This window comes from Prevotella sp. S7-1-8 (genome assembly GCF_000758925.1).
In the GTDB taxonomy this organism is placed as follows: Bacteria; Bacteroidota; Bacteroidia; order Bacteroidales; family Bacteroidaceae; genus Prevotella.
Genome location: NZ_JRNC01000038.1, coordinates 43,319 through 55,385 on the forward strand (window position 1 = coordinate 43,319; position 12,067 = coordinate 55,385).

Here is a 12,067-nt window from a genome sequence, read left to right on the forward strand (position 1 = left end):
CGCGCGTCAATATTTTATCAATTGGGGCAAGACACGTCTTTGATACCAAGGGTCGTCTATTTTTCTCAGCAGCTTTCCCAATTGCGCGCATAGTTTTTTGACTGTTTTGGGGTGTTTCTCCATGGCGAGGTTGTGCATTTGGTATGGATCGTTCTTGTCGTCAAAAAATCTTACCTCTTGCAACTGGTTTTTCCTGTTTACATAAAAAGCCAGCGTATAGTCGGCAGTCTTGATGCCACGGGCCTTGGCGAAATAGTTAATCACCTTGCCCTCGGCGTTTTTGTCACCATCCACGTTTTGTATGTATAGCGCGCCCTCCGGTCTTTTTATCTTGGCATTCTTGTCAAAAAACAGCCGCGAATAGTCGGTTCCTTGCACCTCGGCAGGTATGTTGCCTTTCAGTCCGGCCATACCAAGCAGCGTAGGCATGATATCTGGCGACGACAATAACAAGTTGTCCACGCGAGGGGTCAACTTTCCGGGATAACGCACGATAAACGGCACGTTCATCGCCTCGGCGTAAGGCGAGTTTTTCGGGTCGTCAGTGTTCTGGCTACACATGGTCTCTCCATGGTCGGACGAGAACACCACGATAGTGTTTCGCTCCAAGCCGGCGTCCTTGATGGCTTGCAAAATCATGCCGAACGCACGGTCCACGCCCGTGACCGAAGCGAAATAATAACGTACGCTCCCTGCTTTTTCCATTTTGGCGTTGGCATTGGGACGCACCAACAATTGGTCTATGGGCTTGTCTTTATAGAGCGCATAGTCTTCTGGCATGCAGTCGTCCAGAGACCTGTAGGGACTGTGTGGCGGATTCATGCCCACCATTATAAAGAAAGGCTTGCTCGAATCGCGCACGTTGCCCTCGTTCTTGATATAAGACGCCGCTTTTTTTGCCTCATGTATGGGCGACCACTCTTTAGGCTCGTGCTTCTTACCGTCGGTGTCCCAATAGTGTGGGTTCTTGTGCACGTCAAAGGTTCCGTAAGAATACCAGTAGTTGAAGCCGTGGCGTTGGCTTGCCGGTGTATAGGCGTCCCATGCCGGCACGCGGTCTTCCACGTATTGTCCAGGGCGGTCGGGGTCGTTGCGAAGCGGGGTCTGGGCGTGCAGCTTGCCGATATACGCGCAGTCGTAGCCAGCCTCGCTCAGCACGTCACTCAAGCACTTGGCGTCATCGCGCAGACTGCTGAACGGCCTGCTCGAATTACAGTTCAGCGGCACTCCACTCTTGTTGGGGTACATACCCGTCATCAAGGAGCCACGGTGCGGGCTACTCAGTGGGCAGTTGCTCATGGCTGAGCTTAGCACCACTGATTCGCCTGCGAACCTATCTATATTGGGCGTATGGACCGGATCGCCCACTGTACGTAGTTTGTTCATATATTCTGGCCGGCCCCAGAATCCCATGGCAAAGTTGCGAAACTGATCAGGAAAAACGTAAACCACATTTGGCAGCCTCTGGTTTTGGGAGGCAACAGATTGAGCCAGGCCCATCTGTGGCACCATAGCCATGCTTCCTGCCAATATGCCGAACGTCTTTTTCAGTTCAACACCTTTGTTAGTCATTATTTTCATACTTAATTATAGATTGTTTAAAGTTCTCTGATTGTTCCGTCGCAAAGTTACGAAACGCCACCCATGGGCAGGTGCCACCATTGTACAAAGTATGTACAAAATAATCTAATCTCGCTTTTTAACAAGCCTTCGGGCTTTCCATCCATCCTGTCTCACACGGCGTTAGCCTGATACGGCACAGGCGATGACGTATAAACATTTTACGCAATTCGCAGGAGGCGTCCAACCGGCCAACAGCCAAACGCGCGCGACAGCATAGTTGGAAGCGCGCCAAGGCAAATGCTTTTTGTCAATTTTAAATCACAAAAAAAGCGTTCCGGATACCATCCGTTCCACATAAAAAAATATAAATTTTACACGTGAAAACAGCTTCGCCACCGGCTCTCTCCCATAGGCTCAAGCCCGTCGCTACCCATTGGCGACGCCTTTCGCACCCAATCGCGACGCGTTTAGGCCTCGCACGCAATACGATCAAGGCGCAATCGGGCCGCCATGAATATCCAATCGCGACACAAAAGACATGAATTTTTGAAAGGAACACCCAACAAAAAGCATAACTTGCCATACCACAGCGAAATACGAGACACGCCCATTTTTCGCGTATTTGCGAGCGAGCGCGCCATCGTCTGGAAACAAGCGAAAAACAAAAGTCCTTTTGTCTTATATTTTCAAGCCATCAATCCATCCAAGCGTTGTCACGCGCCCTTGCTCCTGAACTCCTTGGGGGTCATGCCATATTTGGCCTTGAAGCAATGGGAAAAATAACGTGGCGAACTGAACCCTAACCGATAGGCTATGTCAGATATTTGCAAATCAGGCTTGTCGTTCAGCCAAATGGCGGAGGCACGCAACCGACAGTTCTGCATATAATCGTTTGGCGTCATGCCCGTAAGCTCCTTGAACTTGTTGAAAAAACTGCTCCTGCCCATCACCATAGCCTTGGCCATCATGTCCACGGAGAAGTCAGAGTTAGCCATGTTGGCCTCTATGTAGCTGTCACATCGTTTGAGAAACTCGCGGTCCAACGGGGTGGTGGCCAACAATTCAGCTTCCCCCCTGTCTTCCTCCATAATTTTTTTGCGCAGCAATATGCGGGATCTTACGAGGTTGTTGCACCGCACGATAAGCAACCGCGCGTCAAATGGCTTGGCCACATACTCGTCGGCATTGCACCTGAAGCCCTCAATGGTGCTCTCCGTGGAACCCATGGCCGTGAGCAGCACCACAGGTATATGGCACACCGTAATATCATCCTTGATGCGTCTGCACATATCCGTGCCACTCATGCGAGGCATCATCACGTCGCTAACCACCAAGTCGGGCATTTCTTTCCGCGTCATTTCCAGGCCCTCCACCCCATCACGGGCTGTCAACACACGATAAGTCTTTCCGAATAGCTCGCGTAGGGTTATGAGCAAATCCTCGTTGTCTTCCACCAAAAGCACGGTGTACGACCTTCCATCCCCGGACGGAGGCAGCGGAATAAGCTCGTCAACAGTCTCGTCTTGCTCTGCCAAAACTTTTTCATTGTATGGTTTGAGAGAAACCGTCTCGCGATTGGCCTCCACTATCTCGTCATCAGAAAACATTTCCCTACCCTTGCGCAGCGTGACGATGAAGATGGAGCCATAGCCGGGCGAGCTCTCCACGTGCACCAGCCCATGGTGCAAATCCACGATCTCCTTTACCAGCGCCAAGCCTATGCCCGTGCCCATGACATGGCCAACGCCATCCGGCCCCTCGCCAATCTGGTAGAAGCGGTCAAAGATTTTGTTCATATCCTTGCGCTGAATGCCCACGCCATTGTCCATGACTTTTAGGATCACGCTGTCTTGCTCGGCCGAGACCTGCACCTCCACCACGCCTTGCCGTTTGCTCACATACTTAAAAGCGTTGGACAACAGGTTGTAAAGCACCTTCTCCATCTGCTTGGCGTCAAACCAGCATAGGATGGAAGGTTCCGTCGACGAGAAACGGTAGGTCACGTCGTTGGCCTGGGCATACGCCACGAAACCCTGGTATACATTTCGCGCGAAGGCCACCATGTCGGTCTCGGCCACCTCCAAACGGGTGAAGCCCTGCTCCATCTTACGAAAGTCTAACAGCTCATTGATCAGCTCCATCAGCTGGTTGGCGTGCTGGCTCAGGGCCGTGACCCTCTTGTGCAGCGTCGTTCCGGGCGTGGTCTCGGCGATGATGGCGTCGAGTTTGGCGATGAGTAGCGTGAGCGGCGTCCGGAACTCATGGGATATACTGGTAAAGAAACGCAGCTTGGCCTTGTTCAGTTCCTTTATGTTCTTTTTTTCTTTTTTCTCCATTTCCAAAGAGGTGCGAAGCAAAAGTTCCGCCCTTTTGAAACGGTACACATAGTAAACGCCTCCAAGGAAGAGCGCCATGTAGACGAGGTAAGCCCACCATGTCTTGTACAAGGGCGGATGCACCACCACCCTCAACCTCAACTCGGGCGTTTCTCCCTGCCCCACACGCGGCTTCTCCCTGATGACGAGGGTGTACGACCCCGGCACTATCTGCGTATAAGTGATACGGTGCGAAGTGGTCTGCACCCATCGGTCCTCGTAGCCCTCCATCATATATTCGTACACCGTGTTATGGTATGTGCCCACATAGTCGGTTTTGGCGAACACTACGGACAAGTCGTTCTGGCTATACTTGAGATCGACGCGTCTCGTGCGATAGGCCGCGACGCTGAGCACGCCGGTGTCATCGCCAGGCAAGACCTCCTTGTTCTTGACAAAAAGACGCGACACATACAGCTTGCAACCATTACGGGCATCCCTGATTTTCTCGGTCCTGAACGACACGAGCCCATTGGTTCCACCCACGAACACGCTGCCGTCGCGACAAGTCACCATGCCACAACCACGGTGCATGCCCGTGAGCGGGAAGTCTGGCGAGAACTCGATGTTGCGCGCCAAACGTGTCGAGGGGTCAAAAATGCTGATGCCTCGGTCAGAGTTGATGAGCAAGTACTTGCCGGAAGGCACTACCTCATAGCAGAAATCACTAACGATTCCGCAATTTTGCACGTTCATGACAATGAACGAATCGGCCTTTGAATCATATTGCGCCATGCCTCCTCCACGCGTCACCACGTAGACGCGTCGCCGGCTATCCTCGTTGATGTCCGTGACATAATAGGGGCTTAACCCCTTGGTTCCAGCCTTGTAAAAACGCCGGTCGCGCTCGTTGTTGAGTTTTATCCTGTACAGTCCAGCGTCGGCGGCAATCCATATATACCCTTTGTGGTCAATATGGAAGGAAGAGTTGCCATATTTTTTTCCCGAGGGGAAGAGCGGTTCTATGCGGTCTGTCACTACGTTGGCTTTCCAAATGCCCTGCGGAGTGGTGAAGACCAACATGTCACCGATGAGGCACATGCCAAAAATTTGGTCGCCAAAACGCGCCCGATAGTCGGGATGTATGTTCCAAATGTTATGGAAACGATTGGCGGCGATGTCATAATATGTCAATCCGCCGGTATGCGTTCCTATATAGAGCTTGTTCCTTTTGGCGTCGTAGACTATGTTTTTAAGGTTGTTATGCACAATGTCGTTACCATTCCGCCCCTTCATGTAATGGGTTATCTTGCCGGTTTTTCGGTCCAGCCTGTTCAGGCCGCCACCTTCGGTGCAAATCCACAGGTACCCGTTTTTATCCTCGACCATGTGCCCAACAAACGGATAGCTAAGGCAATCGGCGCGATTGACGTCCGCCGAGTAGAACGTGAACATGTCCGTGCGCGGGTTGAAATAGTTCACGCCACCAAAATAAGTGCCTACCCATATGGTGCCGTCCCTATCCTTGTACACCGGGAAGACCGATGAGTGGCTCAAGCTGTATGGATTGTTGGTGTGGGCGTAAACCGTGAACAGGCCTGTATGGTAGTCGTATTTGTTAAGTCCAACGAACGTGCCTATCCAGATATTGCCATCCGAATCTTCATTGATGCCACGCACCATGTTACCGGCTATGCGCCCGCTGGAAAACGTTTCGGACTGCGAGAAGTTGTAATAAGACTGCCAAGCGTCTTTGTCACGCGCCAAGAAGTTGACCATTCCACCCGCCTCCCTCAAAAGGAAGCAACCGTTGTCGCGCGTGGACACCCACACATTGTGACGCGAATCCTCGAAAATCTCATAGATTTCGCATTGGGGGATGACCTCGCGGAGCGTTCTTCCGCCATCCTTTCGATAGAGCCCATTGGAGGTTCCTATCCACAAACGCTTGCGACCGTCCCTATATATATAGGTGACATGACAGCCGGCCGGCACCTTGCAAATGGTTTTGGGAGAGCCTCCGGCGGCGCTCAAGCAAAGCAAAGTGTTGTGCCGCCCCACATACAACATGTTGTCGACGCTGTAAAGGCTGTAAACGCCGCCCCGGACGACAAAGCGAAATTTCTGCAAGGCCAAGTCATAGCGCACCACAGAATGGTCGGAAATGAAATAAACGTTGCCGGCCGTGTCGCCGACAATAGCGTTCACATCGGTGACAATGTTCGTTTCGCGCCGCTCGTCGCGATCGTCATCGCTAATGAATGTCTTATAGGGAATGACGCTATAGCCATCAAAAATATTGACTCCCTCCTCTGTGCCAAACCACATTCGGCCCAATTTGTCTTGGTAAATAGACAGTACAGATAGCTGAGACAGGCCGTCCTTGCTGTCTAAACGCTTGAATTGGATAGCAAAAAGAGACTGGCCGCAAAAAAGAATAATCAATAAAAGTAGTCTAAATCGCATCTGTAGCTGTTCTGGTAATCAATACATCATTCAAGAAGTCGTTTGTTGTTTTTAATCGGTAGATTTTTTATGCACGCGCTTGTAAAAGTCATAACGCAAATCTTCTAACGAATAAAAGTATGCGACAAAGATACAACAAAAAAAGAGATACTGCCAAGTTTATTTGCCACGATTTGATATTTAAAGACAAAAAAAATGGCGTACGGCGCATCTTTCGCGATGGATGAAAAAAAATCACATCATCTTTCAAAGAATAAAAAAAACGGGTGGGCGCCATCATCTTACACACAACATCGGCGTGGCAGGCGCGAGGCTACGCCATCAAACGGATATATGACAAGGCGTAAAAACAAAAAGGGGCAAACAATGATTCGCGCTTGCCCTCACAAGGACATCCGCTCAGCGATCTTTCGGGCAGGCTTGCCGTTATCCGTAAGCGGTATTCGGTCCACATGGACATATTTGTGGGGTACCCAATATTTGGGCAAAGTGGCCATGCAGGCGCCCATAACCTTGTCAATATCGGTGTCCTCGGTGAGCAACGCCACTTGCTCGCCATATTTTTCAGATCGCGATTTTGTAACGAGAAAAGGGGCGGCGAGTACGCCTTGGAGTTTTTTCTCCACCTCCTCTATCTGGATTTTCACGCCGCCCGAGACTATGACATTGTCCCTCCGTCCCAAAATCCTGAAACCTTTGCCCTGCTTTATCTCCACCCTGTCATTGGTCACGAGAGGCCCATCGTGCACCAGCGGAGCGTCGATGACAAGGCACCCATCAGCGTTTTGACTAACTTGAACCGTGCGGAAAGGTTTATACCACTCGCTTGCGGCCTTGCCATTAAGCCTGCGCAAGGCGATATGCGAAAGTGTTTCGGTCATGCCATAGGTGCTCCAAACATGGTGAGGAAAAGTCTTGAGCCGCTCTTCGAGGTGGGCATCGATAGCGCCGCCACCAATAATGAGATGGTTAACGCCACGCAACCATCGGTTTTCCTCGGGCACTTGCAACGTGTTGTAAACCTGAAGTGGCACCATCGCCGCGAAAGTGACGCGTCCCTGACCGCGAAAATCGGTTGGCAACTCAGCGTAAGGATGCCCGGATGGCCTGACCGTCACCAATCGCATGCCACGCTCCAAGCTCCTCACCACCATCATCTTGGCGCCTATATATTTAAGGTTCATGCAGAGCAGGGCTGTATCCGCGGACGTTAAGCCCAAAAAGTCGCATGTGATTCGAGCCGAGTTGAGCATGCGTCGCTTTTCCACGCGCATGGCCTTGGGCACGCCGGTGGAGCCGCTGGTCTGGACCATCACGGTATCTCCGCCATCATTCCACGCGGTTAAGAATTCCTCAAGAACCATAGTTTGTCTCCCTTAATCCGCAATGGCGTCTTGGTATTATTGGCATAGAGCGTGCCCGTGCCCAACCCTTGGGGCAACAAGGGCTCCGAACCGTACACCTCCGCGCAGAACTGGGCCACGGCGTTGAGCCCCACGTTGCTCTCTAACGCAGATGTTATCCACGAGCCAATGTTACGTTCCTTGGCCATCTTTATCCATTCGCGACAACCCGACATGCCCCCATGCAAACTTGGTTTAAGCACGATGTAATCAGGGTTAATCGTGTCAAGCAAGTTGGATTTCATGTTCAGTTGGTTCACACCGATGAGCTCTTCGTCCAAGGCTATGGGCACGGGCGACTTGCCGCACAGCCAAGCCATCTCGCGCCACTGGCGCTGACGGATGGGCTGCTCTATGGAATGGATGTCATATTGGGCCAACTCCTCCAATCGACCAAGCGCGTTTTCTGGCGTGAACCCACCGTTGGCATCCACCCTAAGCTCTATCGTCCCACTGTCATAGCGCGCACGAATATGACGAATTAAAGCTATTTCTCGCTCCCAATCGATGGCGCCTATTTTGAGTTTGACACAACGAAAGCCCGCCTCCAACTTCTCCTCAAGGCGCGCGAACATCTCATCAAACGTGCCCATCCATACCAATCCGTTGATAACAATACCTTCCTCACCTCGCGCGAAAGGCGTGTCGAAAAAAGCGAGTGAGCCTTTTGCGTCAATCTGGGCAAAGGCTGTCTCAAGTCCGAAAAGGATGGATGGATAACCACGAAGCATCTCATAAGGTATGCCACCCGTCCGCTCGACAAACGCGCACACCCTATCGAGCGTCCGCTCGTAACGGTCCTGGGGCATGGCGTCACAACTAAGGTCTGGCAACACCGAACATTCGCCTATGCCGACAACACCGTCTCGCTCAATGCGCACATAGTAAGAACGATGTGTTGTGTACACGCCCCGACTCGTCCCGGCGGGTTGTTTGAAACGCAATAGCCTGTCTATATATGATATTTTCAACTTGCGAACAAATTAACTGTATATTGAAAGAATGGGCAATCAAATAGTTTCGCACAAAGATAGCAAAAAAAACGCACGCGGATAAACTTCCGTCCAATCTTTTTATTAACTTTGCAATAACAACCTCTAAACACGAACATCCATGAATATAGAACATCAAAAGGAAGTCATCGCAAGCCAGGACGGACTCTCCAACACCCTTGCCATCGAGTTTATATCCACGCCCGAGCCCGACACTTGCATGGCGCGAATGAAAGTTGACAAACTGAACCGCCAGCCATTCGGTTTTCTTTCTGGTGGCGCGACATTGGCCTTGGCCGAAAACTTGGCCGGAGTGGGTTCCATGTCGCTATGCCCGGACAAAATTTGCGTGGGCATTAACATCAGCGGATCGCACGTCAGGGCTGTCATGGAAGGCGACACTGTCACGGCCTATGGCAAGCTGCAACATCAAGGCGGCACGTTGCACGAATGGCAAATCGACGTGAAAGACACCCTTGGCAATCTTGTCTCAACCGTGCATGTCACCAATTACGTGATGGCTCCTTTTAAAAAAGACAAGCCTGAGAGCGCCTCAAAGGATTAAAAGAAATCTTTACTCGTGGACAAAAAACTGTACAATTACGCATATTTTCGATTGCCCGAGCAAAACCATTTCACATTTATCGCGCAGACCAAGGGCGAGCCTTCGCCACTTCAATCGATGTCACAATTGGATGGAAAGAATGGCTTTGTCATGGCCCCATTTGCCATTTCACAACGCCACCCCATCTTGTTGATGAGGCCAGACATCGTCGAACAGCGCGAAAACGTATTGTCACCGTTTGTACAAGAGCGTCCGGACGAAACATGCCAACAAGACGCAGGCAAAGCCAATTACGCGCGCGACTTTGCCGTTTTTCACGCCGCGGTGGCCCAAGGACGCTTCAGCAAGCTGGTTTTGTCGCGCAAAGCCCGGGCGGAGCGCGTCTCCACGATGACTCCGGAAATGTTGTTCCATCGTGCCTGCGCCATGTATCCACACCAAAACATCGCGCTTGTGTCCATGCGCCAAGCCGGCACTTGGCTGATGGCCACACCCGAATTGCTGCTACATGGCCAAGCCAACCAATGGCATACCATGGCCTTGGCCGGAACCATGAGGGCGCAACGACGACGACCGTCACAGCCCAACGTGGTTTGGTCAGAGAAGAATTTGCAAGAGCAACGGTATGTAGCCTCTTACATAAAAGACATTCTTGAGCGATTCGCCGACAACGTTTCACATCACGGGCCTTATACCACCGTGGCAGCGCAGCTGTTGCATTTACGCACAGATTTCACCTTTTCGCCGCGCCAGCCAGAACACATAGGCCACTTGTTGCAAGCCCTCCATCCCACGCCCGCCGTGTGTGGCATGCCCAAAGAAGACGCCAAGGCATTCATACTTGACAACGAACATATAGAACGAAAATATTACAGCGGATTTTGCGGTCCGCTATTTTTGAAAGATTATACCCATCTCTTGGTTTCATTAAGGTGCATGGAGATATGTCACGACCACCTTGACCTATATGCCGGAGGTGGCATTTTGCCAGACAGCGAGGTAGAGGCCGAGTGGGACGAGACACTGTTCAAACTGCAAACCATGCGACGTTTGCTTATCTGCTAAACCATGTCATGATGTATTCAAGCAAAGAAAACGTTAACATTCTCACGGCGCTGTTGCAACAATGGGGTGTCGTCCACGCCGTGGTATGCCCCGGAAGCAGAAACGCCCCTATCGTTCACAACCTCAAGGCATGCGGCTCCATCACATGTTATCCCGTCACCGACGAGCGTTCCGCGGGGTTCTTCGCCTTGGGCTTGAGTCAAGTGGCTGATGAGCCGGTAGTGGTTTGCGTCACCTCTGGATCGGCGCTGCTCAATGTAGCTCCCGCGGCGGCCGAAGCCTTGTACCAGCGTCGCAAGCTCATCATCGTCTCGGCCGACCGTCCCGCGTCGATGATAGAGCAGCTACAAGGCCAAACCATGCACCAGCCCACGGCCTTGACCCACTTTGTGCGCAAGGCCGTCAACCTGCCCGAGCCACACGACGACACCGAGCGTTGGTACTGCAACCGTCTTGTCAACGAGGCGCTCATCGAGCTTGAACGGGGCGATGGCGGCCCGGTGCACATCAACGTGCCCATCTCCGAGCCCTTGTTCGATTTCTCCGCGAGACAGCTTCCCACCGAGCGGGTCATGCATTTGCGCGAGCCACAATGCGACATTGGAGCGCTGGCGGATGTTGTCAGCTGCTTCGCGAAAGCCAAGCGGCCCATGATAGTCATAGGACAAAGCAAATACGAGGATTTTATTGGTGCCGACGACTCGTTCCGCACACTCGGCGATTACTGCGCGCTGATCGTGGAACAACTGGGCAACGCCATCGATCCGGAGCCTTGTTTCATTGACGAGACACTCATCAAGGCAGAGTGTGACGAAGAGAAATTCCTGCCCGACGTCATCGTGTTCATGGGCGGGAACATCGTGAGCAAACGGCTAAGACTGTTTTTGAGAAAAGCCAAAGACGCGCGGACGTTCATCGTCAACAAAGACGGCGCGGCGCGAGACATATTCATGCACGCCACCGACATTGTCCAAGCCTCTGTCGCAGACATGTTGGAGGCCTTGGCCACGACCATCAAGGGCGCCTCGACAACACCGTATAACAATCTATGGATGACGTATATGCAAAGATGTTGTGACCGTTTGGACAGCTTTGACCCATGTTTCTCGCAGATGAGCGCGGTGCGCGATTTTTGTGCCATCACCAACTCGTTGGAATGTGAATGTCATTTTGCCAACAGCACATCGGTACGCTTGGGTATGGCCTACTTGTTCAGATACATGTTCGTGAACCGTGGCATGAACGGCATAGAGGGCTCATTATCCACCGCCGTAGGCTATGCGCGCGGCATAGACTGCTTGGTGTTTTGCGTCATCGGAGACCTTAGTTTCTTCTACGATCAAAACGCATTGTGGAACAACAACCTCACCAGCAACCTGCGCATACTGCTGCTCAACAATGGCGAGGGTGCCATCTTTCGAGGGCTGCCAGGCCTGGCGGACAGTCCGGCGAGCGAGCAAGAGATTTGCGGCGCGCACGTCACGTCAGCTGAGGGCATTTGCGAGCAGAACAACGTGCGATATTTTTCCGCTCGCAACACACGAGAACTTCGAGACGGGTTGGAAGAGCTCATCGACGAAGACTGCCCCTTACCCGTGTTGCTCGAAGTCTTCACCGACGCCGAGACTGACGCAAAAGTGCTGTACGACTATCTCTATGCCGAGAAAAAACAAGCCAACTAACAATGGGCGCGCCTCA

The 12,067-nt window shown here is 52.0% G+C and carries 7 protein-coding genes; 3 read left to right on the forward strand and 4 right to left on the reverse strand.

What is annotated here, in order from left to right:
• Nucleotides 1–6 precede the first annotated feature (6 nt).
• The 4 genes from HMPREF1640_RS06700 to HMPREF1640_RS06715 all read right to left on the reverse strand — a co-directional run bounded on the left by HMPREF1640_RS06700 (nt 7) and on the right by HMPREF1640_RS06715 (nt 8,718).
• A complete protein-coding gene (locus HMPREF1640_RS06700; RefSeq protein WP_036893485.1) occupies nt 7–1,551 on the reverse strand; it encodes a sulfatase in 1,545 nt (514 codons plus the stop codon).
• Nucleotides 1,552–2,276: 725 nt separating this feature from the next.
• Entirely contained in the window at nt 2,277–6,344 is a 4,068-nt protein-coding gene (locus HMPREF1640_RS06705) for a hybrid sensor histidine kinase/response regulator transcription factor (protein WP_036893449.1), read from the reverse strand.
• Nucleotides 6,345–6,727: 383 nt separating this feature from the next.
• Nucleotides 6,728–7,708 (reverse strand): AMP-binding protein, encoded by a 981-nt coding sequence (locus HMPREF1640_RS06710; protein ID WP_036893451.1) that lies wholly within the window; start codon nt 7,706–7,708, stop codon nt 6,728–6,730.
• On the reverse strand, nt 7,687–8,718 hold the full coding sequence (locus HMPREF1640_RS06715) for an o-succinylbenzoate synthase (protein WP_036893453.1): 1,032 nt from the start codon (nt 8,716–8,718) through the stop codon (nt 7,687–7,689). The genes HMPREF1640_RS06710 and HMPREF1640_RS06715 overlap by 22 nt, the downstream gene beginning before the upstream one ends.
• A 142-nt stretch (nt 8,719–8,860) precedes the next feature.
• Here HMPREF1640_RS06715 and HMPREF1640_RS06720 point away from each other — a divergent pair, with 142 nt between their 5' ends.
• Genes HMPREF1640_RS06720 through menD form a run of 3 tightly spaced genes read left to right on the forward strand, consistent with a single transcriptional unit; the run spans nt 8,861 to nt 12,051 of the window.
• The gene (locus HMPREF1640_RS06720) at nt 8,861–9,304 is read left to right on the forward strand and encodes a PaaI family thioesterase (protein ID WP_036893455.1); all 444 of its coding nucleotides are present in this window, start codon (nt 8,861–8,863) and stop codon (nt 9,302–9,304) included.
• A gap of 15 nt (nt 9,305–9,319) precedes the next feature.
• Nucleotides 9,320–10,369: an isochorismate synthase gene (locus HMPREF1640_RS06725; protein WP_052051751.1), complete on the forward strand. Its 1,050-nt coding sequence runs from the start codon at nt 9,320–9,322 to the stop codon at nt 10,367–10,369.
• A gap of 8 nt (nt 10,370–10,377) precedes the next feature.
• Complete coding sequence (gene menD / locus HMPREF1640_RS06730) at nt 10,378–12,051, forward strand: 2-succinyl-5-enolpyruvyl-6-hydroxy-3-cyclohexene-1-carboxylic-acid synthase (RefSeq protein ID WP_369699824.1); 1,674 nt, start codon at nt 10,378–10,380, stop codon at nt 12,049–12,051.
• The last annotated feature ends 16 nt before the right edge of the window (nt 12,052–12,067 follow it).

Coding starts and splice junctions, on each gene's coding strand:
- HMPREF1640_RS06705 (WP_036893449.1), bottom strand. CDS start 6,344: ATGCGATTTAGACTACTTTTATTGATTATTCTTTTTTGCGGCCAGTCT.
- HMPREF1640_RS06710 (WP_036893451.1), bottom strand. CDS start 7,708: ATGGTTCTTGAGGAATTCTTAACCGCGTGGAATGATGGCGGAGATACC.
- HMPREF1640_RS06720 (WP_036893455.1), top strand. CDS start 8,861: ATGAATATAGAACATCAAAAGGAAGTCATCGCAAGCCAGGACGGACTC.
- menD (WP_369699824.1), top strand. CDS start 10,378: ATGATGTATTCAAGCAAAGAAAACGTTAACATTCTCACGGCGCTGTTG.